This is a genomic window from Rhodococcus sp. ACT016, assembly GCF_050477185.1.
Taxonomy (GTDB): domain Bacteria; phylum Actinomycetota; class Actinomycetes; order Mycobacteriales; family Mycobacteriaceae; genus Prescottella.
Map to the genome: position 1 here is coordinate 1,312,879 of NZ_JBEAET010000001.1, position 25,201 is coordinate 1,338,079.

A 25,201-nucleotide genomic window follows, 5' to 3' on the forward strand; every position below is an offset into this window, starting at 1 on the left:
TCTTCCGTCGAGCCGCGCACCTCCGATTCGATCGATGTCGTTGTGACGCAGCCACTTTTGTTCACATCCCATTCCTGCAAGGAGACCCCGATGTCCCGTCTTCGCCGACTGCCCCGAGCCGTTCTCGCGCTCGCGCTCGTTCCCGTGGCAGGCCTGGCGGTCGCGTGCGGTGGTGGCGCCACTGCGGATGCCGGCGCCGACGCGACCGGCACCGGGACGTTCACGCTCAAGGTCTTCGACCCGGGCAATTCGGGGGCGATCGCGGTGGGCAAGCGTGAGGGCGACTACGACCGAGCTCTTGCACCCCTCGGCGCGAAAATCGAATGGGTCAAGACCACACCGGGATTCAGTTCGAACCTCAAGCTGTTCAACACCGGCGAACTCGACATTCAGACCGGTGCGTACAGCCCGGTGGTCGGCGCGCTGTCCAAGGACGTCGGAGTGCGGATCTTCGCGACGTCGGACCCGTACAACAAGGATCAGAGCGGCATCATCGCCACGCCCGGCTCGGGGATCTCCACGCTCGAGGACCTGAAGGGCAAGCGGGTCGCGGTGAACCCGGCCGCCAAGGGTGAGTACATCGTCCTGAAGGCGCTCACCGAGGCGAACATCCCGATCGACTCGGTCGAACGGGTCCCGCTGCAGCAGACCGATGCCGCATCGGCGTTCTCGACCGGCCAGGTCGACGCGTGGGCCTCGTTCCTGGCGCCGTATCAGGAGGCGAAGGTCAAGGGTGCCAAGGAGATCGTGACCGAGGGCGACATCAAATCGGTCGACAACACGATCATCGCCGGCCGCACCGTGGTGCTGCAGGAGCACCCGGAGGTGGTGCAGAAGTTCCTCGAGGTCACCCAGGACCTCACCCGCCGCCAGCGGCAGGATCCGGCCGCGTTCGAGAACGTCTTCGAGCAGGCCGGGCCGCGCGCCCTGAGCGGCCAGCGGCTCGCCGACGCCGTCGCCCTCGGCGGCCAGGTCACCGACTTCCGGTACCCGACCGCGGCCGACGAAGCCGACCTGCAGTCCGTGGTCGACCTGTTCTACCGAAACGGTGTGATCCCGCGGCAGATCACCGCCGCTGATCTGACGTTCGACCTGCAGGCTGCCCGGGCCGATGCGGCCGCGAAGCCGGGGGCGTGACCGTGACCGCGACTTTGCGTGACGCTCACCGGAGCGGCACGCCGGAGCGTCTGGACCTCGAGGAACCCGCGTACCGCCGACAGCGCAGCCGGCCCGCGTGGCTGTCGCTGCCGCTGCGCCTGCTGGTGCCGGTGGCGCTGCTCGCGGGCTGGTGGATCGGATCGGCCACCGGCCTGATCTCCGAGGCCGTGCTGGCCTCGCCCACCAAGGTGTGGGACGCGTTCGCCGAGCTGTACTCGACCGGCCAACTCGTCGACTTCTCGCTCGCGTCGCTGCAGCGGGCCGCGATCGGTGTCTTCTTCGGCACCGTCGTCGGGCTGGTGCTCGGCGTGCTGTCGGGACTGTCGAGGCTCGGTGAGGAGCTCATCGACTCGACGATGCAGATCAACCGGGCGGTCCCGTTCCTGGCGCTGGTGCCGCTGTTCATCGCGTGGTTCGGGATCGACGAGACGTTCAAGGTCGTGCTCATCGCCGTCGCAACCGTGGCCCCGATGTACGCGTACACGTATCTCGGTGTCCGCAACGTCGATCGGAAGATGGTCGAGGCGGCGCGCGGTTTCGGGCTCACCGGCTGGCGGCTGGTCGCCGAGGCGATCCTGCCCGCCGCGTTGCCGGGCGTGCTGATGGGACTGCGAATCTGCTTGTCTCTCAGTATTACCGGACTCATCGCCGCCGAGCAGGTCGGTACCCGCGAGGGCATCGGCTATCTGGTGACACTGGCGCAGGAGTACAACCGCACCGACTACATGGTGCTGTGCGTGGTGCTGTACGCCGTGCTCGGCCTCGTGTTCGACGCCGTCGTGCGCCTCATCGAGCGGTTCGCGATGCCGTGGCGACGTCTGGCGGTGGTCCGATGAGCGCCGCGCAGGCCCCGCTGCCATCGTTGGCGCAGCGGGAGCGCACGGCGATCACGGCCGCGGCGCGTCGCGTCGGCGAGCCGGTCGCGGTCCGGTTGCGCGGCGTCCGGAAGAGCTTCGGCGACAAGACGATTCTCGGTGGCGTCGACCTCACGATCCACCGTGGCGAGTTCGTCGTACTGCTCGGCCCGAGCGGCACCGGCAAGACCACGCTGCTCCGGCTGCTCACCGGGCTCGAGCGGCCCGACGCGGGCGAGATCCAGGTCCCGCACCAGCGAACCGTCGTCTACCAGGAGCCGCGCCTGATCCCGTCCAAGCGGGTGCTCGGCAACGTCGTCGTCGGGCAGCGCAGGAACGCGTCGGTGCGCGCCGCCGGCGCCAAGGCGCTCGACGAGGTGGGCCTGGCCGGCAAGCAGCGGGACTGGCCCGCGACGCTGTCGGGCGGCGAGGCGCAGCGCGTGGCCCTGGCCCGCGCACTGGTCCGCGAGCCACAGCTGCTGCTGCTCGACGAGCCGTTCGCTGCGCTGGACGCGCTCACCCGCCTGCAGATGCAGGACCTGGTCGGCGACCTCGTGGCCCGGCATCGACCCGCCGTCCTGCTCGTCACCCACGACGTCGACGAGGCCGTCCGGCTCGCCGACCGGGTGCTGATCCTCAACGAAGGGTCGTTCGCGGTCGATGTCGACATCGACCTGGCGCGTCCCCGCGACCGCAACGATCCCGAGGCGCTGCGCTACCGCGCGGCGTTCCTCGCAGAACTCGGTGTCGGCAGATCCGCCGACACCCACCGCACCGAAAGGAGTACCCCGTGACCGCCACGACATCACCACTCGACACCCTTTGGTACACGCGGTGCCCCGTCCCCACCGCGAGTGGACTCGCGAATTCGCTGGGCTGGCTGTCCGAGACCGCCGACGACGCCGGACTCCGGTTCGGGATCCTCCAGGACGCGGACGTCGAGTTGGCCGGGCGTCACTTCGATCACGGGCTGTCGGGCCTGATCCGCGAGGGCGGCAACGTCCCTGCGCTCGCGGCCCGCGCCGAGGGTGCCCCGACCCGGCTCATCGGGTTGACGTGGATCGACGAGTCGCAGGCGATCCTCGTCGGGCCCGCCGCGGCGATCGAATCGCCGACCGAACTGGCCGGCCTGCGGATCGGCATCCCGGCCTGGGCGGACGACCGTGCCCGGAGCTTCCCTCGCGCGATGGCGCTGCACGGCTTCGCGTCGGCGCTGCGGCTGGGTGGGCTCACGTTCGCCGATGTCGTGACTATCGAGGTGCCCGTCGAGTCGAACCCGCTGGTGCGCAGCGCATCCCGGGATCGCAGCACCACGTGGGGAGTGGAGGCGCTGCTGCGCGGCGACGTCGACGCGATCTACGTCAAGGGCGCCCGGGCGCAGGAGGCAGCCCGCGAGCACGGCCTGCAGGTCGCGGTCGATCTCGACGCCACCGAATCGAAGCGGTTGCGCGTCAACAACGGCACTCCGCGTCCGATCACCGTGCACGCCGACCTGCTCGACTCCCGACCCGAACTCGTCGCGGCTTTCCTGGCGCAGACGCTGCGGGCTGCGGACTGGGCCGCGGGCAACCTCGAAAAGGTCCGTGCGGTCCTCGCCCGCGAGACCTATTCGGGCGCATCCGGTGTCGCTGCCGCGTACGGCGACACCTTCCATCGCGGCCTGCACCCGACGCTCTCGGTGGAGCGGCTCGAGCTGCTCGACATCCAGAAGCAGTTCCTCTACACGCACGGCTTCCTGGCCGCCGAATTCGACCTGGCCTCGTGGGTGGCGCCGGAACCGCTGCAGCAGGCACGCGAGCTGCTCGCGTCCGAGCGAAAGGTGGCATCGTGACCGAGTTCCTCTGGGAGCTGCCGGTACGCGGCGACGGACGGCACGTCGGTGCGGTCTCGGGCCGCCGCGGCGGCTTCGCCTTCCTCGACCAGGCGATCCTCGCCGCCGAGCTGTCCGGGCTCGACGGCATCGCGATCCCGTACGACCCTGACGGAGACGACTCGTGGGTGGTGGCCGGCTCCGCTCTGCGGCAGACCCGGCACGCCCGCGTCACCGTCGAATTCCACCCCGCCTTCGGCACCCCGGTGTACGCGGCCAAGTTGTCGGCGACGCTGCAGCGGCTCTCCGCGGGACGCCTGGACTGGCGGGTGCGGGTCGACACGGACACAGCTGCCGCCGGCGCCGTCGGCGACCGGGTCGTCGGCGCCGATCGCTACCGCCGGGCCGCGGAGTTCCTGACCGTCGCCCGCGGGGTGTGGAACGAGCGGCAGGTGCTGCCCGGTCGATTCGGCGGCACCGGTTTCGAATTCGCCGGCGAGTTCTACGACGTGATCGACGGCGGCTTCCGCGGGATCCTGTCCGGGCTGCCGTTCCCCACGGTGTACCTGTCGGGAACGTCACCCGAGGCCATCGCGTTGTCGGCCGAGCACGCCGACGTGCACCTGCTCGACGACCGACCGCACGGTGTCTCGGGGACGGTTGACGAACTCCGCACCGCGGCCGCCGGTTTCGGGCGCAACGTCCGCGTCGGGCTCGAGCTGCCGATCGTCGCGCGCGAGGACGAGGACGAGGCGTGGGCACGCGTGCTGCGGCAGTGGCGGGAGGTGCACCCGAACGCCACCGCGGCGGACGTCCGCGCGCTCGCCCTCGACGACGCGCGCTGGGCCGGCTTCGATCGCATCGGCTACCGGCAGCAGATCGGGCTCGTCGGCAGCTACGAACAAGTGGCGCAGGCGCTGTCGCGGTATCGCGAGCAGGGTGTCGACACCTTTGTCCTCACCGGGCACCCGCACCTCGAGGAGCTGCACCGTGCCGGTGAGCACCTGCTGCACCTCGTCGACCCCACCGGCCGAACGCTCGCTGGACAGGAGATCCCCACATGAGCACCGACTTCTACTGGCGCATCGGCATGGAGGGCGATCACGCCTCGCTGCGCACCCCGCGTCGCTACAACCGCGGTCACGCCGGCGGGCACGGCCCGGGCAACATCGCGCCCGCGATCCGCGGCGGCGAACTCGACGGCTACAGCTACATCGACCACATGACCGCGGTCGTGAAGGCGTCGGAGTCCGCCGGATTCGTGGGCGGGTTGCTGCCGTCCTTCCCGATCACCGAGGACCCGTGGGCGGCGGCGTCGGCGCTCGCCCGCGAGAGCGACACCTACCGGTTCATGGTGGCGTTCCAGCCCGGATTCCTGCATCCGGTCCAGGCGGCCCGGATGTCGGCGAGCCTGCAGCGGGCGACCGGCGGGCGACTCGTCTACAACATCATCAGCGGCGGCGGGGGAGCGCCGCAGCTGTGGTGGGGCGACAAGGTCGCGCACGACGACCGTTACGCGCGCACCACCGAATTCCTCGACGTGCTGCGCGGGGTGTGGGACGGTGCGCCGTTCGACTACGACGGGCGATTCTTCCGCACCGACGGTGCCGCGTTGCCGCCGCTGCTGGCCGGCCAGCCGTTCCCGGAGGTGTTCTTCTCCGGCTCGTCCGGCGCCGCCGTCGCCGCGGCGGGACGTCACGCGGACTACTACCTGTCGTGGCTCGAGCCGTTCGCGGACCTGCGGGCCAAGTTCGACGGTGTCCGTCAGCATTCCGCGAAGCTGGGGCGCACGCCGAAGTTCGCCGTCCGCATCGACATCGTGGCCCGGCACACCGAGGAGGCCGCGTGGGCGGAGATCGAGAAGGGCTGGGCGTTCGTCGACCGCGACGCCGCCAACCGGGCCGCACAGGGTGACTCCGTCGGCGCCGCCCGTATCGCCGGCTGGGTACCCGAGACCATCACCGGTTACCGCGATCTCGAGGTCCAGCCCAACGTGTGGTGCGGCTTCAGCCTCATCCGCGGCGGACCCGCGTTCGGGCTCGTCGGCAGCTACGAGCAGGTTGCCGAGCGGCTCGACCAGTTGATCGAACTCGGCGTGGACGCCTTCATCCTCGCCGGCAACCCCCACCTCGAAGAGGCCTACCGCGTGGGCGAGGAGGTGCTGCCGCTGCTGCGCCGCACCACACCCACCCAGGTCCGCAGTCTTTCCGTTCGATAGGAGCATTCCCCATGACCAGCACCGAGATTCGTATCACCCCTCAGGTCGAGGCGTTCGTCGACGACGCCCGCCGCGCCGCCGACACCGCCTTCCGCGTGTTCCGCGAGACCGGCACCGTCTCGGCCAACGGCACCGTCAACTTCGTCGAGCGGGTTCCCGGCGAGGAACTCGCGGTCGCCCTCAACGAGCCCGGTCCGTGGGCCGACGATCGGAGCGCGAAGCCGATTCTCGCGACGTTCGACGGCGAGGTGCTCGCGGGCGACGGGTCCGCCGGCTTCGTCACCGGCTACGCCAAGGTGTTCCGCACGCACCCGGAGATCACGTCGATCGTGCACGTGCACACCCCGTGGTTGGGCGGCTGGGCGCAGACCCACCGCACGCTGCGCATCAAGTACGCGGCCTCGCAGCGCTTGACGCTCTCGCGCGACATTCCGCCGCACATCGACCGCAGCCAGGCTCCCGGTGATTTCATCCTCGACCGGCTCGTCGACGATCCGGATCTGGTCGCGATCTTCGAGGCCAACGGCGGCGTCAACGTCATCGGCCGGGCCGGCCTGCTCGAGCTGGCCAAGTTCGTCGTGCTGCTCGAGGAGGGTGCGCAGTACCAGGCGCTCGGTGAACTAGTCGGCGGCACAGTCGACTTCGACAAGACCAACCTCGTCGCACAGTGGGGCCGAAGCGGCCTGCTCGACGAGGCCCGCCGCCGCGGACTCGTGTGAGTCCCGGGCAGTCAGGAGGACTCCCATGACAATTCGTGTCGGGTACTTCCCGAACAACAACTCCCTGTTCGCGCTGCGCCACAACGGTCTGCTCGAACTTCGCCTGCCCGACGTCGAGTGGGTCGACCTGCGGGAGCTGCCCGCGACCCCGCGCGTCGATCCTCGTCGCGGTCTGCCGACTCTGCATTCGGACTGGCTGTTCGAGGACGGCGGCTACGACTTCATCGGCACCGGTTTCACCCCGCCGATCACCGCGCTCGGTCAGGGCCGCGACCTGGCGTACGTCGGCATCTCGGGTCCCCGCGTCGAGAACGGGCGGCTCGTCGTCCTCCCGGAATCCGGGATCCGGACGGTCGCCGACCTGCGCGGCAAGCGGGTCGGTGTCGCGCACGGCTCGTGGCAGACCACGCTCGCGCTCCTCGCGTTGGACCGCGACGGGCTCAGCTGGTCGGACATCGTGCCGGTGGATGTCGACGTCGACCGGGGCGGCTCCGCGCTGCTCGCCGGCGAGATCGACGCCTGGGTCGGCGCGTACCCGGGCCTGGCCGAGGTGGAGGCGACCGCGAAGGTCCGGACGATCGTCGACACCGACGGTCTGTTCAGCCATCCGTCGCTGTGGTTCGTGCGCCGCGAGTTCGCCGAGAACCACCGCGCGGAACTCGCGGCGATCGTCGCGGCACTGCAGGAGTCCGACGCCTGGATCGTGGCCAACCCCCGCGAGGCCGCCCGCTTCTTCGGCGAGGACGCCGAAAGAAACGGCGGCACTGCCGATCTCGACCGCTGGGAGGAGGCGCTGCGCGGTCGGCCGTTCGGGATCGGTCCCGTGACCGACGAGTTCCTGGACGAGCAACAGCGCGCGGCCGACCTGCTGCACGCCAACGGTCTGCTGCCCCGGGTCGTCACCGTGCGGGATGCGGTGCTGCCGTGGATCGGGGAGATCGTGGAGGAGACTCGACGAGCGGCCGTCTGACGACGAAATCCGGCGGCCGTCTCGTTGCCGCCGACCGCTACCCTTGGGCGTGTGCGCCGCGGATGCGGTGCAGGTGAGTAACAGGGATGGCGTCGATGGGTAGGCAGCGGGGCGGCCGCAGGGCAGAGGGCCGCAGTCCTCGCGGTGACGGAGGCCCCGTCGCGGGCACCTACGAGATCGACACCGGGACGTGCGAACTCGAGGAGGATCCGTTCGACCAGCAGAGCTGGATCGTGCGGATCAACGGCGAGCCCAGCTCACACATCGACCTCGGTGACCCGCAGGCGCTGGCGTTCGACTACATGCGATGGATCTCGGAACTGGTCCGTTCCCAATGGGATTCGTCGTCGAAACTGCGGATTCTCCACCTCGGTGGTGGTGCCTGCACGCTGGCGCGGGCCTTCGCCTCGATGTACCCGGAGGCGCGGCAGGTGGTCGTCGAACTCGACGGCCGCCTGGCCGTGCTGGTGCGGGAGTGGTTCGACCTGCCCCGCGCTCCGCTCGTGCGGGTCAGGGTGGGGGAGGCCCGTGCGGTCACCGAGACCCTCACCGAGAACAGTCGTGACCTGATCATCCGTGACGTGTTCGCGGGCAACAGCACCCCGCGGCCGCTGACCACGCTCGAGTTCACCGAGCACGCGCGACGGGTCCTGTCTCCGGGCGGGATCTACGTCGTCAACTGCGGTGGCACCCCGGACCTGCGCGGTGCCCGCGCGGAGGCCGCGACGATCGGTGCGGTCTTCGAGCACACCGCGATCATCGCGGACCCGGCGATGCTCAAGGGCAAGCGCGACGGCAACATCGTCATCGCCGGTAGTGACGTGCCGATCGGGACGTCGTCGGCGCTCGCGAGCCGGCTCCTCGGCGGTGGCACCCAGGCGCACGTGTGGCAGGACCAGCAGGTGCGCCGGTTCGCGGAGTCGACGACGGTGCTGCGCGACGACGTGTCCTCCACCGCCGAATGACAAGGATCCTTGACTTTTGATGTCAAGGATCCTTTACTTCTTCTCGTGTCCGACAACCCGCGAGAGAACCGTGTGCGTGAGCACCGCAAGGCGGCTGGGATCACCCAGGCCGAACTCGCGCGGGCTGGTGGCGTGAGCCGGCAGAGCATCGTGTCGGTCGAGGGCGGTGACTACGCGCCGAGCGTCTACCTGGCACTGCGACTGGCTGCAGCGCTGGGGACCACGGTCGAGACGTTGTTCCCGTTGAACGAGGAGGGGTGACCGTGAGTGTCTTCATGAATGCCATGCGCGTCGTCGGGGATCTCGACGACGAGTTCTACCGGGACGAGCGTCAGCGCGACGTGTGGAACGAGGCCGCGGCCGTCGGCTTCCAGCTGTTCGTTTGGGCCGGTCTGCTTGCCGGCGCGGTCCTGCCATGGGCGGCGGGCATCGCGGGGGCGTACGCGGCCCTCGGTGTCCTCGTGGTGGTGCTGGTGATTTCCAGCGCGACAATCGGATTCGCACGTCAGCGCGACGTCGATCTCCATGCGACGGTGACCTACGCGAAGCCGCGGTCGGCAGTGGCGCTGGTTCTCTACGCCCTGGGGGCCGTGGGTATCGTCGCCCGGCTGGTCACGCCGACGAGCGACGGTCCGGCATCCATGTGGTCGGGGATCGCGGTCGGCGCCGTGGTCGGGGTCGCGGTTGCTGCGATCGCGATCCGGGGCAAGCGTCGCCGTCGCGCCCGGTTCGAAGCGGAGGACGACTAGCGTTCGCCCGGTTCCGGTTCCGGGTCCGGTTCGGGTTCGGGTTCGGTGGCGCGGGCCGCCCGTACCCCGATCCAGGCGCCGGTGAGCGCGAACCCCAGCAGGCAGGCGGCGCCGACGCCGACGAGCGTGGTGAGCATCGATTCCGGCATCGGGGCCAGTGCGCCGAGTCCGGCGACGATCGACAGCCATCCGGCGATTTCGGTCAGTGGCCGGCTTGCGCGATGTGCGGCCGTCCAGGTCGCGTCGCTCGCCATCGTGGTGGGGGTGCGAACGCCCACGTACGGGTTCCGGCGTAGGCGCCCACTCGCCGCTGCGCGGGCCGTCCAGACGATCAGTGCTCCCACGATCGTGAACGTCAGGCACAGGGCAACCCGCAGTCCGATCGAGTCCATGCCCCCACGCTAGGCCATGAACGCCCCGAATCGGTCGATCCCGGCACCGGGTGAGTCGGCCGCGACGCCGGCTCCCGGTTGTGCAAAAACTGATATCACTTTAATATCCCTTTCGGCGGCTCGCGCTGGACCGAGTCGCGCCGACCAGGAGGGCACGATGACATCGGTAACCGAATTCGCACCCGATGACGCGATCGAATCGACGGGCGTCGAGGAGCGCCCCGGCTGGTCCGCGAACGGCTGGCCGGTCGCGATCGCCGGGCTGGTGGCGATCCTCGTCGGCGCCGCACTGATCGCTTCGGGAATCCTGGTGGGGTCGGGCCCGAACGTCCCGCTCATCGTCGTCGGGGGCGTCGTCGCGGTGGTCGCCCTCGCGTCGCTGGTGGGGCTCGTACTCGTCGAGCCCGGCCAGGCCCGGGTCCTGCAGTTGCTGCAGGGGTCCTACGCGGGCACGTTGCGGCAGGACGGCCTGCGCTGGATCAACCCTTTGAACACCCGACGGGCGATCTCCACCCGAATCCGCAACCACGACACCGGCAAGGCGAAGGTCAACGACGCCGACGGCAATCCGATCGAGATCTCCGCGGTGATCGTGTGGCAGGTGCGCGACACCGCACGCGCCATGTTCGACGTCGACGACTTCGAGGAGTTCGTCGCCGTGCAGACCGAGGCGGCGGTGCGGCACATCGCCGGCAGCTACCCCTACGACGGCGACAGTGCGTCGATCTCGTTGCGGCAGAACGCCGACGAGATCACGTCACGGCTCTCGGCGGAAGTCGGCGAGCGGGTCCGGTCGGCGGGTGTGCAGGTCATCGAGTCGCGCATCAACCAGCTCGCCTACGCCCCGGAGATCGCGCAGGCGATGCTGCGCCGACAGCAGGCCGGCGCCGTCATCGCCGCGCGCGAGCAGATCGTGCACGGCGCGGTCGGCATGGTCGCGTCGGCGTTGGATCGGCTCGAGCGCGAGCACACCGTCGAACTCGACGAGGAGCGCAAGGCGGCGATGGTCTCGAATCTGTTGGTGGTGTTGTGTGGCGATCAGAGCGCGCAACCGATCGTCAACACCGGCACCCTCTACCAGTAAGCTGCCGCGTCATGGTCGAACGCAAGAAGGTGCTGTTGCGCCTCGACCCCGCGGTGCACGACGCGCTCGCGCGCTGGGCTGCGGACGATCTACGCAGCACCAACGCGCAGATCGAGTTCCTGCTGAGACGCGCGCTCGACGAGGCGGGACGGGCCCCGTCGAACGCGGCCCGGATGCGGGGGCCGGGGCGTCCGCGCAAGGACGAGGGCAACGAAGTACACGAATAGCGGAGGGGCCCGGCGGTGTAACCGCCGGGCCCCTCCGTGATCCTGGACTAGCTGCGGGCGAACCGCGCCGGTTCGCTGCCGGGCACCTCGGCGACCTGGCCGCGGGCGACCAGGTGCCGCAGATGGGCGGCGGCCTCGGACAGCGCCATGCCCTTCGCCATCGGGTGGAACTTCTCCCACGGCCGGTACCACTTCATCCGCTCGGCCACCTGCCACACGGTGATCTCGTCGTCGGCGAATGCCTCGTAGAGGTGGTCGAGCCGTTCCTCGTGGTGATCGATCAGCTCGCCGGCGCGTCCCGCCACGTCGACGATCGGGATGCCGTGTGCGCCGAGTCCGCGGGTGATGTCCATCTTCTGCACCCGGCGCAGCGAGTCCATGAACTCGGCGAGGGCGTCGCGCTCCTCGAGTGGGTACACGAAGTTGCCGACGTGCGGCGTGGTCTTCTGCAGCACGTGGTCGCCGGTGAACATCACGTCGGCGTCCTCGAGGTAGAAGCACACGTGCCCCGGGGTGTGGCCCGGCGTGTACACCGCCCGCAGATCGCGCCCGCTGAGCGCGATCAGTTCGTCGTCGACGAGAATCCGGTCCGGCGCCGACTCCGGACCCACGGGCGCGTCGCCCTCAGCGGCCTTCTCGAAGGCTTCCCGGTCGGCGAGCGGCGCGCCCGCGCGCTCGAGGTTGGACAACTGATAGTCCATCCATTCCTGATCCCGGCCGGACGACATCTTCTCGAACATGTCGTGGTCGGCCTCGTGCATCGCGATCCACGCGCCCGACGCCTCCCGCACGCGCCCGCACAGGCCCGTGTGGTCGGGGTGGAAGTGCGTGAGCACGACGCCCTCGATCTCGGACACCGAGTGGCCGATCGACTCGAGGCCGGCGGTCAGGCCGTCCCAACCCTCGTCACCGTCCCATCCGGCGTCGACGAGGATCAGACCGCCGGGCGACTCCATCGCGTACACGAGGGTGCTGCCCAGCGGATTGTGGGACATGGGGACCGTGATCTGGAAAATGCCATCACCGATGGCCGAAGCGCCACTCATTTCGAAACCTCGTTGGCTAGATGAAGAACCCGTTCTACCTATGACGTCATAGTTACCCGGCGGCGCGAGTACGCGCGTGGACGGGTCCCACTAAACGGAATTGGGCGGCTATGCGACCAGGTCACCGTACTCGGGATGGTCTGCGACGTACTTCGCCACGTAGGAGCACGACGGCACGATCTTGAACCCCTGGTCGCGGGTGGTGTCGAGGGCTACCTTGACCACCTGCCCGGCCAGACCCTGGCCGCGAAAGTCCGGGTTGGTGACGGTGTGCCCGAAGTCCCGCACGCCGTTCGCCTCGACGTAGTCGGCGTAGCCGGCGAGGGCGTCGTCGACGTAGATCTCGAACCGATTCTCGTCCGCGTTGTGCTCGACCCTGTTTGCCATGACCGGACTCCTTTCTTTTGCTTACGATCGCACGTTACCTGGGTACAGCGACGCGGCAGGGACGGAATATTCCCTCAGACGGCCCACACCGGTGCGATACTGAGGCCCCTACGACGAACGGCTGCGGAGCTCACCGGATCCGGTTCGAAAGGGCCACTTCGGCTTAGGCTCCGCTGCCTCGGAGAGAAGAGGTCGCGCGTGAACGACACGGAACTCGACGAACTCGGCCCCATCGACTACCTCGTGGTGGAGTTTCCGGCAGACCGGAAACCTGACGGTTCGGCGCTGCCACACTTGAGAGATCTCGTCGAGCGGGGGATCATCCGCGTGCTCGACCTGGTATTCGTTTCCAAGGACGCCGACGGTGCGCTCGCCGGGATCGCGATCGAGGATCTCGGCTTCGAGGGCAGCATCGACGTGACACTGTTCGCGGAGGCGGCGTCGGGCCTGCTCGACCGCTCTGATCTCGAGGAGGCCGCCGCCGTCCTCGAACCGGGCTGCTCCGGTGCAGTTCTGGTCTACGAGAACTGTTGGGCCGCACCGTTTGCTGCGGCACTGCGGCGCGAGGGCGCCCAGCTCGTGGCCTCGGGGAGGATTCCCGTCCAAGGTGTGCTGTCGGCGCTCGACGCGCTCGACGCCGCCAGCTGACAGACACGCCAACCGACAGACAAAGGAGGACAACATGCCAGGACTACTCCGGGGTGTGGCCCGGACCGCGGTGGTTGCGGGAACCGCGACCGCCGTCTCCAACCGAGTATCGCGTCGCCAGGGGCAGCGCTGGGCGGAGCAGGAGCCGGCCCAGCAGTACGAGGCTCCGCCGCCGCCGCGACCCGCGCCGGCCCCTGCCGCGCCGACCGCCGCTCCCGAGGACCGCATCGAGGCCCTGAAACAACTCGGCGAACTCAAGGCCCAGGGCGTCCTGACCGAGGCGGAGTTCGCGGCGGAGAAGGCCAGAATCCTGGCCTCGTGACGGTGGCGACGAACGGAGCCGAGTGATGGACAGTTTCTGGGAGTTCTTCTGGGTGGTCCTTGCCTGCTTCGCATTCGGTGCCTACCTGATCGTGCTCCTCGCGATCTTCGCCGACTTGTTCAGGGACCACGAGACGCGCGGATGGGCGAAGGCCGCCTGGGTTCTTTTCCTCTTCGTGGTGCCGTTCTTCTCCGCTCTGATCTACCTGATCGTCAAGGGCGAAGGCATGGCGCATCGATCGCGGGCCGCATCCGAACGGATCGCGGAGCGTCAGGACGAGTACGTCCAGCGGGTCGTGGGCAAATCACGGGCCGAACAGATCGCCGATGCCGAGAGGCTGCGGAGCGCCGGGGTGATCAGCGACGAGGATTTCCAGGCGCGCAAGGCCAAGGCCCTCTCATGAGGATCCAGGCCTGACCTACCCGGCATGAGCCGGACCGTGAACGATTCACGGTCCGGCTCATGCGTTTACGGCGACGACGACTCGGACTCGGTGGCCGTGTCGGCCTCGGCTCCCTCGTTCTTACCGGCTTCGGATCCCTCGTCCGTGTCGGTGTCGGGCGGTCCGCTTATCCGCGTCGGCCGGATCAGTAGTTCCAGTACGACCAGTGCGAGCACGCCGATGAGTGCGATCCAGAACACGACCAGTCCGGTCGGGTAGTGCCAGAAGACCAGCAGCAGCGCCGCCACTCCGATGATCAGGCATCGCAGCGGAACTCGTGCCCGGGCAGCCCACATCTCCACGGCGGTCGGTGTCCGGCCGGCCAACGGACGTCGCGCGAAGTCGAGACCTCGACCGAATCCGCCGCGCAGCGTGTTCGCCGACGACGAGCCGCCGACCAGATAGGCGCCGACCGCGACCACGATCCCGAACACCGCGACGGCGCGCAGCGTCGTCCGCAGCGGTACCAGGACGGCGTCGATCACGGCCGTTGCCGCATCGGGCGACAGGACGTCGGGCGGCATCTCGTTCAGGTAGATCGCGCGTCCGACAAGGACTCCGATCGCCAGGACGAGCATTCCCAACGCGATCGACAGCCCGGCCAAGGACAGGGTATGCAGGCGCCGCCCGCGGGGAGCGACCGCGACGGCCGCGGCCGCACACGCGATGGTCAACCACGGCAATACGGCCGAGATCTTGTCGAGTGCGTTGACAGCGCGCTGTGCCTTCACCAGGTCGGGCGATTGGAACAGCACGAATTGTTTGTCGACACTGGGGATCTTCTCGGCGAACGTGAAGCCACGATCGGTCAGCTCCGTTTTGACGTTGTCGATGATCGTCCCGAGCGAGATGCTGACGGTGCCGCTCTGGTCGACCTCGACGGAGCTCACCCCGTAGTTGCCCGTCACCACCGCCACGAGAGCGTCGTGCGCTCTGCGGTTCGCCTGAATCCACAGGTCCTCGAATTGTTGAGACTCGACGAACGTGTTGACGGTGTCGTGGATGAAGCTCTTTGCCTGCCCGGCGATCACGGGCCCCAGGCCCGCCAGGATCTGGTTGACGCGGGGAGCGTTCTCGGCCAGGTTCGAGGCATTCGTCAGTGCTGTCAGCGCCTCGGTCGTGAGTGCCTCGATGTCGACCCGGTCGAAGATCTCGTTGGTGATCTGGTCCGAGATCTCGGCTTGCATCGCCGGATCCTCGCCCAGCGGCGCAACGGTGCTGACGTATCGATCGGTGTCGAGGATCTGGCTGCGGGTGAACCGTGACGTCACGGATACGATCGACAGCGCCGCAACGAGCACGAGCAAAATTGTGACACCGATCCACCGCATCGTGTGTCGCGGAGCGCGTGCGACCGCCGCGGGGGCGCCACCGGTGGCTTCCACGACCTGTGTGCGTAGCGCCGTAACCTCGTTGCGTAACCGGAGCAGTTCGGCGCGTTCATCTTGGTCCAGCGGCTTGTCATCGGTGCCGTTGTCCATTGTGTTCCCGTACAGGTCACACCTCCTTGGGATTCCAGGTGGTTACCGCCCAGATCACGACGGTGTTCAACGCGACGATCAAGATCGCCCACAGTGGGTAATACGGCAACCAGAGGAAGTTGACGATGATCGACACGGCACAGATCACCACCGCTCCGACCCGAGCCCAGGTTGCGCCGGTGAACAATGTGGCTCCGACGAGCACGACGATGACACCGAGGACGAGGTGGATCCATCCCCACGCGGTGATGTCGAACTTGTACGCGTACTGGAGGCCGACGACGAACACGTCATCCTTGGCCACCGCGGAGATACCTTGCAGGAACTCGAGCACGCCAACGGTGACGAGGAGGACGGCGGCGCCCATCGAGGTCCCCTTGGCAACGCTCTGTTGAACGATCGATTCTCCCGATTGCTCGGACATGGCCCGTCCTTCCCTCGAGGTCCGAAACGGCATGGCGAGGTTCATTGTCCCCCGGCAGGGCTGATCGGGGACCGTGTTCGGGGTAACGGATTTCGGACGAACTTCGTCAGCGCGGCACGGGATCCGGGCCTACACCGATGCCCTCATTCGGTACCCCGCACGGTGTGGTCCGGGGGTTCGATCGGGTTCGCGTCGAACAAGGTCTGCTCGGTGGGATCGCCGAACAGTTCCATCTGGTGGGGCTTCGTGGTCGGCGGCATTCCTCGCGAGTGGTCCGGAAGCGCGATCTCCCGCAGCGCCGACCGCAGGGATTCGTGCGTCTGCGACCACGCCCGGGCCTCGACGTCGCATACCTCGGCCTCGATCGAATCATTCTCGGCACGAGCGGTTTCCGCGGACTCGCGCCAGCTGATCTCCTGCTCCTTGGTGATCCTCAGGAAGTCGATGACCGCGTCGCGGTCCTGGCCGCAGATCGCCGCGACTTCCTGTGCGCTCAGCGCCCCCGACCCGTTCGGGTCGAGGTGGAGCAGGGTCATCAACGCGGGAGGCAGATCGCTCGCGGCTTCCTCGACGCACGCGGCGCCCGGATCCGGCGCGTCGTGCTCGCCCGGCGCCATGCTGTCGGCAAACCGCGAGCCGTCGAATCGGGTTGCGAAGTGGTTGTCGATCGTGGGCACGAACCTGCCGATCCGGTCGAGCGCGTCGACGAGATGGCGCGGAACGAACGGATTGCCGGAGACATCGATCGACGCGTTGAGTCGGTCCTCGTCGAGGCTGAAGCGGATTCCGGGCCACTGTCCGGTCAGGTGGCAGATGTTCTCGGCGGCGCGGGTGCGCCCGGCAACCGCGTAGAGCAGCGGCACCCAGACTCGCACCAGCGGCCTGTCGGGATGAGCGATCACGAACACCGGCTGGTCGTCCAGCTTCAGGATGACGTCCCCGTCCTCGTCGCGCTCAGGCGGAAAGCCGAGAGCCTGTTCGACTGTGCGGGCGACGAGGTCTCGGAGTTCTGCCGGATCGTGGGGAACGATGGCCGCCCCGTCGTCGAGAGGGATGGGCTCGGGCGCCGGATCGGTGTCGGGCGCGTCGGCCCCGATCAGATCGGTTCCCTCGAGGGTGCCGATCATCTCGGCGCGCAGGAAGCTCGGGTGCGGGACGTTCCAGATCTGCCGCAGAGTGGTGACGGTCATCGCCGCGATCTGGTCGGCCCAGCGCTGCTCCTTGTCGACGAAGAAGGCGGGCGACCCGTCGTCGGGTTCCTCGTTCGGCAGGTGTGTCGGGTGCCCCCACCCCAGTGCGCACAGTCGATCCTCGTCCTCCGGTGCGAGGGTGTACAGCGGCGCGAGATACGCGTTGGACGACACCTCGGCGCGCACGAACTCGTTGTCCCACACCAGGAACTGGATCCACGGCGAGAATCCGTCCACGGTGGTCTCCTCGATCCAGTCGAGGATCAGGATGTCGTCGTTCCGCATCGCGGAGAGATGGTCGGCGAGGTTGTGCTGGAAGACGATCCACGACCGGTCCATCGCCTCGTCGAAGCTGGTGATCTCGAACATGTGCCCCCCTGTCTGCCGGGCCCGAGTGCCACACGAGTGCTGCGTTGTCGCTCGTCCCGTGTCGAGTTCAACGTAGCGCGGCGGACCGACAAGTCCGGCGCGGCAGGCCGATCGGTTTCCGTCAATCCGCGAGGAGCCCGGCGGCGCCGGCCGGCAACTCGGCGTCGCCGTTGCGCCGGAACAGCTCGGCCGGGCGTCCGGCGCCGCTGCTCGACATCCGTCCGGTCGGCTCGACGGCGTCGATCACGAGTCGCCGGAACGAATCCTTCGGCAGCGAGCGGTCGAACACCGTCTCGTACAGGCGGCGCAGTTCGAGCACCGTGAACTCGTCGGGGAGGAGGCCTGACGGGTCGATCCGGCGGGCGTAACGAGCGCGGAGATCGTCGACGGCGCGCGACACCATGTCGGCATGGTCGAAGGCCAGCGGCGCGCTCACGCTACGCCCGTCGATGCGGACCAGTTCGGCGTCGCGCGGCAGCCTGTCGCGGGGCAGTGTCGCGCCGTGCGCCATCGACAGCACCCACCCACGGTCGTCGCGGTCCGGGGCGTCGAGCATCGCGAGTTGGTGGAAATCGGCGCCGACCAGCCCGGCCTTGGTGCTCAGGGCCCGCTCGGCGGCGTCCGCCAGGCGCTCGCCGGGCCGCAGAAAGGACCCGGGCAGCGCGAGCCCGCCGCGCGGACGGCCGACCACCAGGACGTGGAGCCGACCCGTCTGCACCGTGAGGACCGCGACGTCGACGGCCACCGACGGCCGCGGGTAGTCGGTGAGTGCCTTGCCGTCGATGTCGCGCCACTCGGTGTTCGCTGCGTGCCCAGTCACCCTTGCAGATTAGCGCAACAGTGATCTAATCTTTGGCGCGGAATCGATCTAAAGGGGGTCCGATGAGGTTGACCGACGACGGCACCGACCGCGCCGCGGGCGTGCTGGTGGCGAGCGCCGCCGGCGACGCGTTGGGGGCCGGGTACGAGTTCACGACGCCGGCACCCGGTGCGGTGATCGACATGATCGGCGGCGGCATCGGTGCGTTCGCGCCGGGCGAGTGGACCGACGACACGTCGATGGCCGTCGCGATTGCCGAGATCGCCGCGACCGGCGTCGACATCTCGGCCGGCTCGGGTCTGGATGCCGTTGCGGCACAGTTCGTCCGGTGGTACGACTCGGGTCCCGCCGACATCGGGAACCAGACGTCGGCGGTCCTGTCGAGGCGGCCCGCGTCGGCCGGGGAGATGCGGGAGATTGCGTGGTCGCTGCCGGGGCGCAAGGGCGGGAACGGATCGTTGATGCGCACGGCCCCGGTCGCGCTGGCCTACCTCGACGACGCAGAGGGGTGCGTGCGGGCGGCCCGGTCGATCGGCCTGCTCACCCACCACGACGACCGCGCCGTCGAGGCGTGCGAGATGTGGACCTACGCGATCCGGCACGCCGTCCTGCACGGCACGTTCGACGGGGTCCGCGCGTACCTGGAGGGCGCGCCGGTGGGAGTGCGCGGCTACTGGGGGCCGCTGCTCGACACCGCCGAACGCGGCACGCCGGACGATTTCCCGAACAACGGCTGGGTGGTAGACGCGCTGCTCACCGCCTGGTGGGCAATCACCACCACAATGGATACAGGTACCGCGTCGGACCTCGGGCACCTGCGACGCGCGCTGGAGCAGGCGGTGCGCGCCGGCCACGACACCGACACCACCGCGGCCATCGCGGGCGGGCTGCTGGGGGCGCGCTGGGGCGCATCCGCCGTCCCGGACCGCTGGCGTCGGCTGCTGCACGGCTGGCCCGGCTACCGGGCGGACGACCTGGTGCGGCTGGCCATCCGTACGGTGCGCGGAGGCCGTGACGTCATGGCCACCACACCGGAGGAGGAGGCATGACCGTGATCGACATCGTCCAGGGCGACATCACCATGCAGCGGGTGGACGCCGTCGTCAACGCCGCGAACTCGTCACTGCTCGGCGGCGGAGGGGTGGACGGCGCGATCCACCGCCGCGGCGGTCCGGCGATCCTCGCGGCCTGCCGCACGCTGCGCGCGACGACGCTGCCCGACGGCTTGCCCGAGGGAGCGGCCGTCGCGACGACCGCGGGGGAGCTGCCCGCGAACTGGGTGATCCACACCGTCGGGCCGCGCTACTCGAGCCACGAGGACCGCAGCGACGTGCTGCAGTCCTGCTACCGGCGCAGCCTCGCGGTGGCCGACGACCTCGGCGCCGCGACGGTCGCGTTCCCGCTCATCTCGGCGGGCGCGTTCGGCTGGCCCACCGCGGACGCCGTGCAGCAGGCCGTCGACACCGTCCGGTCCACCCGGACGAACGTCGGGATCGTCACACTCGTCGCGTTCGATCCGGTGGTCGCCGACCTGATGCGCCGTGCGCTCGGCTGACCGCCACAGCTGAAGGGAACCTTCATGCGTTCGCAGCGCGCGGCGGGTCCCTTCAGCTGACGGGCCGGAGCCGACTTCCGCAGTACTGGGGCGCCGCCGTCGGATCGGCGATAGCGTGAGCGCTACAGACCGACTGCGGGAGGTCCCATGCGAATTGCCCTGTTCGCGACGTGTATCGGCGACACACTCTTTCCCGAGGCATCGAAGTCGACCGCGATCCTGCTGACCCGCCTCGGGCACGAGGTCGTGTTCCCGCCGGGCCAGACGTGCTGCGGTCAGATGCACGTGAACACCGGCTACCAGCCCGACGCCCTGCCGCTCGTGGAGAACTATGTCGAGAGCTTCGGCGACGCCTCGATCGACGTCGTCGTCGCGCCGTCGGGATCGTGCGTCGGCGCGGTTCGCCATCAACACGAGATCGTGGCCGGCCGGTACGGGACCACAGCGCTGTGCGAGCGCGTCGAGACGGTGCAGGCCAAGACGTACGAGCTGTCGGAGTTGCTCGTCGACGTGCTCGGCGTGACCGATGTCGGCGCCTACTTTCCGCACCGGGTCACCTACCATCCGACGTGCCATTCGCTGCGGATGCTGCGCGTCGGCGACAAGCCGCTGCAGTTGCTGCGCGCGGTGCGCGAGATCGACCTGGTCGATCTGCCCGCGGCCGACTCGTGTTGCGGATTCGGCGGCACGTTCGCGATCAAGAATGCGGAGACATCCACCGCGATGTTGGCGGACAAGGTGCGCAACATCGGCGATACCGGGGCCGAATTCTGTTGTGCGAGCGACTCGTCGTGCCTGATGCACATCGGTGGCGGCATGTCCCGGCTGCGGGCGGGTACCCGGACGATCCACCTCGCCGAGATCCTCGCGTCGGTCGAATCCCGCGTTCCCACCGGGGCGTCGACGTGACCGCCGTCGGCCTGGGGATTCCGGAGTTCCCGCCGCGGGCACCCGACGACATCGGCTTCCTCCGCGGCGACGAGACGTTCCCCCGCGCGGCCCACCACGAGCTCGCGAATCCGCAGCTGCGCCGCAACATCGGCAAGGCCACCCACGCGATTCGTGCCAAGCGACTCGCGGTCACCGGCGAATTGCCGGACTGGGAGGCCCTCCGCGCCGCCGGTTCGGCGATCAAGGCCGACGCGTTGAATCGGCTGCCGGAACTGCTCGAACAGTTCGAGGCCGCGGTGATCGCGCGCGGCGGCGTGGTGCACTGGGCGGCGGACGCGATCGAGGCGAATGCGATCGTGACCGAGCTGGTGCAGGAGACCGGCTCGGACGAGGTCATCAAGGTCAAATCCATGGCCACACAGGAGATCGGACTCAACGAGCACCTTGAGCAGCACGGCATCCACGCCTACGAGACCGACCTGGCGGAGCTGATCGTGCAACTGGGGCACGATCGGCCGTCGCACATCCTGGTGCCGGCGATCCACCGCAACCGTGCGGAGATCCGGGAGATCTTCCTGCGCGAGATGGACGGCGTGGACCCGGATCTCGACGACGACCCCCAGCACCTTGCGGCGGCGTCCCGAAAATTCCTGCGGCACAAGTTCATGACCGTCCCGGTGGCGATCTCCGGCACCAACTTCGGCATCGCCGACACCGGCACGGTGGGCGTCGTGGAGTCGGAGGGCAACGGGCGGATGTGCATCACGCTGCCGCAGACCCTCATCACCGTGATGGGGATCGAGAAGATCATCCCGAAGTACGCCGATCTCGAGGTGTTTCTGCAGTTGCTGCCGCGCTCGTCCACCGGCGAGCGCATGAATCCGTACACCTCGATGTGGACGGGCGTCACCCCGGGCGACGGGCCGCAGAACTTCCACGTGGTGCTGCTCGACAACGGCCGCACCGCCGCGCTGGCCGACGCGATCGGACGGCAGGCGCTCAAGTGCATCCGCTGCTCGGCGTGCCTGAACGTGTGTCCCGTCTACGAGCACACCGGCGGGCACGCCTACGGGTCCACGTATCCGGGGCCGATCGGCGCGGTGCTCACCCCGCAACTCACCGGCATGGAGGGCGCCGACGACCCCAATTCGACACTGCCGTTCGCGTCGAGTCTGTGCGGCGCGTGCTTCGATGCCTGCCCCGTCGAGATCGACATCCCCTCGCTGCTGATCGAACTGCGGCACCAGAAGGTGGAGCACAGCGGCTTCGGCGCCGAGGCCGCGGCGATGCGGGCGGCGTCGGTCGCGATGTCGTCGGCGAAGCGGTTCACGTTGGCGCAGAAGGCCGCCGGGCTCGGTCGGCTGATGGCTGGGAAGAAGGGCGCCATCTCGACGCTGCCGCCGCCGCTGAACGGGTGGACGTCGGCGCGCGACATCCCCGCGCCGCCGAAGCAGACGTTCCGGCAGTGGTGGAATTCGCCGGAGGGGCGAGCGGCGATCGACGCGGCCCGGAAGGAGGCCGGGCGGTGAGTTCACGCGACGAGGTCCTGCGGCGGATCCGGGGCGCCCAGACCCTGGCCCCGCCGGCGCCGGTCGAGGTGCCGCGCGAGTACCGCGTCGGACGGACGATGCCCGACGCCGAGCGGATCGGCCTGCTCGTCGATCGGCTCGAGGACTACGACGCCCACGTGTACCGTTGCGCCGCAGCCGAACTGCCGGTCACCCTCGCGCGGGTGCTCGACGGCGTCGGGGCGAGGCGGGTCGGAGTTCCTGCAGGACTCGACGATTCGTGGCTGACCCGATTCGACGGCGAGGTCGTGGTCGACGCGGCCGACATCCCCGCACCCGATCTGGGGGATCTGGACGCCGTGGTGACCGCGTCCACGGTGACGTGCGCCGAGACCGGCACGATCTTCCTCGACGGCAGCCCCGACCAGGGCCGACGGGCGCTGACGCTGGTCCCGGACCTGCACGTGTGCGTCGTCCCCGTCGACAGCGTCGAGGTGGGGGTGCCCGAGGCCATGGCCCGCCTCGTGCCGGAGCGGCCCACCACGATGATCAGCGGGCCGTCGGCGACCGTCGACATCGAGTTGGAGCGCGTCCAGGGCGTCCACGGGCCGCGGCACGTGCATGTGGTGATCGTGGGCTGACTGTCACAACGTCCGCCAGTGCCGTCGATACCTTTCATTCCATTCGTTCGACCCATTGGGCCCGAGACGGCCCCGGCTCGAACGCTTCGCCGAAGTACTGCGTCTCGCGGACTACCTCGCCACCCTCGAATTCCATAACGCTGACCACGTAGAACGGTTGCTCGTCATACGTCAGGACGAGTTCGCTGATCCAAAGATCGCCGCCACCGATCATGCGTCGCACGGTGAAGCGTTTCGTGCTCGGCTGGGCGACGCGCGCCGCCTCGATGTCGGCTCGACCGCGGATGCGCTCGCCGGATTGCGGATACTCGAGAACTGCATCAGCCCGGTAGATTTGGTGTTCCGCCACAAAGTCATTGGCGTCGGAGGCTGCCCAGTGGCGCCGCAAAGCAGCCCGAATATCGTCATCACCCATGGTCATCTTCCCTCCCGGTGGATGCAACGCTCCGCCATTGGGGGCGGGACGCCCGACGTAGGGTTCGACCCAGCATATTCCAATGTGCCGCCACCTACGGCGCGCCCGGCATTGCAAGCATCGAGGGGAAGAGGTGACAATCGAAGTCATCAGAGACACCGAGTTCGTGATGTCGCCCGGCCCAGACGGAGGGACAACTGATGAGTCGTGTTGCAGTGATCACTGGAGCCAGTCGGGGAATCGGTGCAGCGTCAGCACTGGTCCTCGCGGAGCAGGGGTTTCGGGTGGTCGTCAACTATCGATCCAGCGCCGAGCAGGCAGATGAGGTGGTCCAGGCCGCGACCGTGGCCGGCGGTGAGGCGGTGGCGATTCGCGCCGATGTCACCGCGTCCGACGATGTCGCCGCAATGGTCCAGGAAACCGAAGGGCGGTGGGGCCGGGTCGACGTGCTCGTGCACAACGCATTGATCCCATTCGATGTCACCTCGTTCGCCGATCTGAGCTGGGAACAGCTCGGCGGCAAGCTGGACCGCGAGCTGCGTGCCGCATTCCTTGTCACCAAAGCTGTTGTGCCGGGGATGCTCTCCCGCGGGTACGGCCGGCTGGTGTATCTCAGCACGGGGTTGTCCCGCCGGCCCCGCCCAGGCATGATTACGCTGGGTACGGCCAAGGCGGCACTGGATCAGTTCGTCCGGTTCGTCGCACTCGAGATGGCGCCGCATGGGATCACCGCCAACCTCGTCGCGCCCGCCACGGTGGCCGAAACCGAGGCGAACGAGCTGTTGATGGCCCGAGAGGTGGATCAACTCGGCGCAACCAACCCCATGGGGCGCCTGGTGCGCCCCAACGAGGTGGCCAAGACGGTGGCCTTCTTGGCGAGTGAGGATTCCGGTTTCACCACCGGCCACTATTTGCCGGTCAACGGCGGGCTTGCCATGGATTGAAACAGGCCCCGCCGCTGGGGAAGTCGGCGGATCAGGAGAGGGGTTGTGGCGATGCGGAGCATCGACCTGGCCTATGCGGGGCGTGGTGTCCACGAGGAACTGGTCGCCTATGTTGCCGACCAGGAGGGCTACTACGAGGACGCGGGTGTCCACGTCGCCATCCGCGACGGGGTCAGCTGGGCAACCGAGCGTCTGCGCCGCGGTGCCCAGATCGGTCTGGGCAGGACCCTGTTGTCGCGGCTGACCGACGGCATCGGTTGGACGGTGCTCAGCGTCAACACCCATCGTCCGCTGTTCTGGTTCCTCGGCAGCGCCGAGGTGACATCCATGGCTGATCTTCGTGGGCGCCGATTGGCGGTCCACGCCGCCCACACGGCCCCCGGCTGTTTCGCTCGGATCGTCCTGCGCAAGCACGGCCTGGACCCCGACCGCGATCTCGAGTGTCTGGTGAGGCATCCGGGCGACTACCAGATGGACCTGCGACGCCTTCGGGACGGCACGATCGACGCCGCCTACGTAGGTAGCACGCTCTCACCTGAACAGGTCGCCGAGGAAGAAGGGCTCCACCTGCTGGCGTGGGTCGGCGATCACTTCCAGATCCCCACCGTGGGCATCTCCGTGGACCCGGTGCACGTCCCGCTGGACAGCCCCGCGCTGCAGGCCCTGGTGCGTGCCAATCAACGGGCGCTGCGGACTCTCGACGAACATCCCGCCCTGGCGGTCGACTACATCGCTTCGTTTCTGGACCGGCTGACGCGTGAGGAGGCGCAGCAGTTCTACGAGCGCTACATCGCCCCGTACTTCACACCGGACGGCCATGCGGACCTCGACATCGCGCAGCAGGCGATCGACGCGGTTGCGGCCGAACTCGGCGTCGCGGCAGTTGCTGCCGACGCCGTTTACGGGCTGTCCGTGTGAACGTCGGCACTTGGCCTCGACAGCTCGAGTCGAGAACCGGATCTCGGTGCCACG

31 protein-coding genes are annotated in these 25,201 nt (G+C 68.7%); 23 read left to right on the forward strand and 8 right to left on the reverse strand.

Features of this window, described 5'->3' with window-relative positions; all coding sequences use genetic code 11:
* Positions 1–90: 90 nt before the first annotated feature.
* The 11 genes from ACQ5DX_RS06070 to ACQ5DX_RS06120 all read left to right on the forward strand — a co-directional run bounded on the left by ACQ5DX_RS06070 (position 91) and on the right by ACQ5DX_RS06120 (position 9,443).
* Positions 91–1,137: an NrtA/SsuA/CpmA family ABC transporter substrate-binding protein gene (locus ACQ5DX_RS06070; RefSeq protein WP_430331770.1), complete on the forward strand. Its 1,047-nt coding sequence runs from the start codon at positions 91–93 to the stop codon at positions 1,135–1,137.
* Positions 1,138–1,139: 2 nt separating this feature from the next.
* Complete coding sequence (locus ACQ5DX_RS06075; RefSeq protein WP_430331771.1) at positions 1,140–1,994, forward strand: ABC transporter permease; 855 nt, start codon at positions 1,140–1,142, stop codon at positions 1,992–1,994.
* Positions 1,991–2,806: an ABC transporter ATP-binding protein gene (locus tag ACQ5DX_RS06080; RefSeq protein WP_430331772.1), complete on the forward strand. Its 816-nt coding sequence runs from the start codon at positions 1,991–1,993 to the stop codon at positions 2,804–2,806. The genes ACQ5DX_RS06075 and ACQ5DX_RS06080 overlap by 4 nt, the downstream gene beginning before the upstream one ends.
* Positions 2,803–3,843 (forward strand): ABC transporter substrate-binding protein, encoded by a 1,041-nt coding sequence (locus tag ACQ5DX_RS06085; protein WP_430331773.1) that lies wholly within the window; start codon positions 2,803–2,805, stop codon positions 3,841–3,843. The genes ACQ5DX_RS06080 and ACQ5DX_RS06085 overlap by 4 nt, the downstream gene beginning before the upstream one ends.
* Positions 3,840–4,886, forward strand: coding sequence for an LLM class flavin-dependent oxidoreductase (locus tag ACQ5DX_RS06090; protein WP_430331774.1), 1,047 nt, complete (start codon positions 3,840–3,842; stop codon positions 4,884–4,886). Before ACQ5DX_RS06085 ends, ACQ5DX_RS06090 begins: the two co-directional genes overlap by 4 nt.
* Positions 4,883–6,040, forward strand: a complete 1,158-nt coding sequence (locus ACQ5DX_RS06095; protein WP_430331775.1) for an LLM class flavin-dependent oxidoreductase — start codon at positions 4,883–4,885, stop codon at positions 6,038–6,040. The genes ACQ5DX_RS06090 and ACQ5DX_RS06095 overlap by 4 nt, the downstream gene beginning before the upstream one ends.
* 11 nt (positions 6,041–6,051) lie before the next feature.
* Positions 6,052–6,759, forward strand: a complete 708-nt coding sequence (locus ACQ5DX_RS06100) for a class II aldolase/adducin family protein (RefSeq protein ID WP_430331776.1) — start codon at positions 6,052–6,054, stop codon at positions 6,757–6,759.
* A 25-nt stretch (positions 6,760–6,784) separates the two neighbouring features.
* Positions 6,785–7,729: an ABC transporter substrate-binding protein gene (locus ACQ5DX_RS06105; RefSeq protein WP_430331777.1), complete on the forward strand. Its 945-nt coding sequence runs from the start codon at positions 6,785–6,787 to the stop codon at positions 7,727–7,729.
* A 95-nt stretch (positions 7,730–7,824) separates the two neighbouring features.
* The gene (locus tag ACQ5DX_RS06110; RefSeq protein ID WP_430331778.1) at positions 7,825–8,694 is read left to right on the forward strand and encodes a spermidine synthase; all 870 of its coding nucleotides are present in this window, start codon (positions 7,825–7,827) and stop codon (positions 8,692–8,694) included.
* A 45-nt stretch (positions 8,695–8,739) separates the two neighbouring features.
* Positions 8,740–8,955: a helix-turn-helix transcriptional regulator gene (locus ACQ5DX_RS06115; RefSeq protein ID WP_430331779.1), complete on the forward strand. Its 216-nt coding sequence runs from the start codon at positions 8,740–8,742 to the stop codon at positions 8,953–8,955.
* A gap of 2 nt (positions 8,956–8,957) precedes the next feature.
* Positions 8,958–9,443 carry a DUF2029 domain-containing protein gene (locus ACQ5DX_RS06120; protein WP_430331780.1) on the forward strand — a complete coding sequence of 162 codons (486 nt, stop codon included), beginning with the start codon at positions 8,958–8,960 and terminating at the stop codon, positions 9,441–9,443.
* Here the strand turns inward: ACQ5DX_RS06120 and ACQ5DX_RS06125 are convergent.
* On the reverse strand, positions 9,440–9,835 hold the full coding sequence (locus tag ACQ5DX_RS06125) for an SdpI family protein (RefSeq protein WP_430331781.1): 396 nt from the start codon (positions 9,833–9,835) through the stop codon (positions 9,440–9,442). The genes ACQ5DX_RS06120 and ACQ5DX_RS06125 overlap by 4 nt on opposite strands.
* 157 nt (positions 9,836–9,992) lie before the next feature.
* On the opposite strand from ACQ5DX_RS06125, the gene ACQ5DX_RS06130 reads away from it, so the two are divergent.
* Both ACQ5DX_RS06130 and ACQ5DX_RS06135 read left to right on the forward strand, forming a co-directional pair.
* Positions 9,993–10,919 carry an SPFH domain-containing protein gene (locus ACQ5DX_RS06130; protein WP_430331782.1) on the forward strand — a complete coding sequence of 309 codons (927 nt, stop codon included), beginning with the start codon at positions 9,993–9,995 and terminating at the stop codon, positions 10,917–10,919.
* An 11-nt stretch (positions 10,920–10,930) separates the two neighbouring features.
* A complete protein-coding gene (locus ACQ5DX_RS06135; RefSeq protein ID WP_430331783.1) occupies positions 10,931–11,146 on the forward strand; it encodes a hypothetical protein in 216 nt (71 codons plus the stop codon).
* A 47-nt stretch (positions 11,147–11,193) separates the two neighbouring features.
* Here ACQ5DX_RS06135 and ACQ5DX_RS06140 read toward each other — a convergent pair whose 3' ends face one another.
* Both ACQ5DX_RS06140 and ACQ5DX_RS06145 read right to left on the reverse strand, forming a co-directional pair.
* Positions 11,194–12,192, reverse strand: a complete 999-nt coding sequence (locus ACQ5DX_RS06140; RefSeq protein WP_430331784.1) for an MBL fold metallo-hydrolase — start codon at positions 12,190–12,192, stop codon at positions 11,194–11,196.
* A gap of 108 nt (positions 12,193–12,300) precedes the next feature.
* A complete protein-coding gene (locus tag ACQ5DX_RS06145; protein ID WP_430331785.1) occupies positions 12,301–12,579 on the reverse strand; it encodes a GNAT family N-acetyltransferase in 279 nt (92 codons plus the stop codon).
* A 198-nt stretch (positions 12,580–12,777) separates the two neighbouring features.
* Between ACQ5DX_RS06145 and ACQ5DX_RS06150 the strand changes: the two genes are divergently transcribed.
* The 3 genes from ACQ5DX_RS06150 to ACQ5DX_RS06160 are packed head-to-tail and all read left to right on the forward strand — an operon-like array spanning position 12,778 to position 13,952.
* The gene (locus tag ACQ5DX_RS06150) at positions 12,778–13,227 is read left to right on the forward strand and encodes a DUF6325 family protein (protein ID WP_430331786.1); all 450 of its coding nucleotides are present in this window, start codon (positions 12,778–12,780) and stop codon (positions 13,225–13,227) included.
* Positions 13,228–13,261: 34 nt separating this feature from the next.
* Complete coding sequence (locus ACQ5DX_RS06155) at positions 13,262–13,549, forward strand: SHOCT domain-containing protein (RefSeq protein WP_430331787.1); 288 nt, start codon at positions 13,262–13,264, stop codon at positions 13,547–13,549.
* Between the two features lie 25 nt (positions 13,550–13,574).
* Complete coding sequence (locus ACQ5DX_RS06160; RefSeq protein ID WP_430331788.1) at positions 13,575–13,952, forward strand: SHOCT domain-containing protein; 378 nt, start codon at positions 13,575–13,577, stop codon at positions 13,950–13,952.
* Between the two features lie 65 nt (positions 13,953–14,017).
* On the opposite strand, the gene ACQ5DX_RS06165 is transcribed toward ACQ5DX_RS06160, so the two are convergent.
* From ACQ5DX_RS06165 to ACQ5DX_RS06180, 4 genes are all read right to left on the reverse strand, one after another.
* Positions 14,018–15,472: a hypothetical protein gene (locus tag ACQ5DX_RS06165; RefSeq protein WP_430331789.1), complete on the reverse strand. Its 1,455-nt coding sequence runs from the start codon at positions 15,470–15,472 to the stop codon at positions 14,018–14,020.
* Positions 15,473–15,488: 16 nt separating this feature from the next.
* A complete protein-coding gene (locus ACQ5DX_RS06170) occupies positions 15,489–15,896 on the reverse strand; it encodes a DUF7144 family membrane protein (protein WP_430331790.1) in 408 nt (135 codons plus the stop codon).
* Between the two features lie 143 nt (positions 15,897–16,039).
* Positions 16,040–17,455, reverse strand: a complete 1,416-nt coding sequence (locus tag ACQ5DX_RS06175; RefSeq protein ID WP_430331791.1) for a T3SS (YopN, CesT) and YbjN peptide-binding chaperone 1 — start codon at positions 17,453–17,455, stop codon at positions 16,040–16,042.
* A gap of 121 nt (positions 17,456–17,576) precedes the next feature.
* Positions 17,577–18,275, reverse strand: coding sequence for an NUDIX hydrolase (locus ACQ5DX_RS06180; protein WP_430331792.1), 699 nt, complete (start codon positions 18,273–18,275; stop codon positions 17,577–17,579).
* 62 nt (positions 18,276–18,337) lie between these two features.
* On the opposite strand from ACQ5DX_RS06180, the gene ACQ5DX_RS06185 reads away from it, so the two are divergent.
* The 5 genes from ACQ5DX_RS06185 (at position 18,338) to ACQ5DX_RS06205 (ending at position 22,870) form a co-directional block, all read left to right on the forward strand.
* Positions 18,338–19,324, forward strand: a complete 987-nt coding sequence (locus ACQ5DX_RS06185; protein WP_430331793.1) for an ADP-ribosylglycohydrolase family protein — start codon at positions 18,338–18,340, stop codon at positions 19,322–19,324.
* A complete protein-coding gene (locus ACQ5DX_RS06190) occupies positions 19,321–19,830 on the forward strand; it encodes an O-acetyl-ADP-ribose deacetylase (protein ID WP_430331794.1) in 510 nt (169 codons plus the stop codon). Before ACQ5DX_RS06185 ends, ACQ5DX_RS06190 begins: the two co-directional genes overlap by 4 nt.
* 147 nt (positions 19,831–19,977) lie before the next feature.
* A complete protein-coding gene (locus ACQ5DX_RS06195; protein ID WP_430331795.1) occupies positions 19,978–20,739 on the forward strand; it encodes a (Fe-S)-binding protein in 762 nt (253 codons plus the stop codon).
* A complete protein-coding gene (locus ACQ5DX_RS06200) occupies positions 20,736–22,250 on the forward strand; it encodes a lactate utilization protein B (RefSeq protein ID WP_430331796.1) in 1,515 nt (504 codons plus the stop codon). Before ACQ5DX_RS06195 ends, ACQ5DX_RS06200 begins: the two co-directional genes overlap by 4 nt.
* Positions 22,247–22,870 (forward strand): LutC/YkgG family protein, encoded by a 624-nt coding sequence (locus ACQ5DX_RS06205; RefSeq protein ID WP_430331797.1) that lies wholly within the window; start codon positions 22,247–22,249, stop codon positions 22,868–22,870. The genes ACQ5DX_RS06200 and ACQ5DX_RS06205 overlap by 4 nt, the downstream gene beginning before the upstream one ends.
* 34 nt (positions 22,871–22,904) lie before the next feature.
* Here the strand turns inward: ACQ5DX_RS06205 and ACQ5DX_RS06210 are convergent, their stop codons facing one another.
* Positions 22,905–23,285, reverse strand: a complete 381-nt coding sequence (locus tag ACQ5DX_RS06210; RefSeq protein ID WP_430331798.1) for a nuclear transport factor 2 family protein — start codon at positions 23,283–23,285, stop codon at positions 22,905–22,907.
* A gap of 200 nt (positions 23,286–23,485) precedes the next feature.
* Here ACQ5DX_RS06210 and ACQ5DX_RS06215 point away from each other — a divergent pair, with 200 nt between their 5' ends.
* Positions 23,486–24,229, forward strand: coding sequence for an SDR family NAD(P)-dependent oxidoreductase (locus ACQ5DX_RS06215; protein WP_430331799.1), 744 nt, complete (start codon positions 23,486–23,488; stop codon positions 24,227–24,229).
* A 51-nt stretch (positions 24,230–24,280) separates the two neighbouring features.
* Positions 24,281–25,147 carry an ABC transporter substrate-binding protein gene (locus ACQ5DX_RS06220; RefSeq protein ID WP_430331800.1) on the forward strand — a complete coding sequence of 289 codons (867 nt, stop codon included), beginning with the start codon at positions 24,281–24,283 and terminating at the stop codon, positions 25,145–25,147.
* The last annotated feature ends 54 nt before the right edge of the window (positions 25,148–25,201 follow it).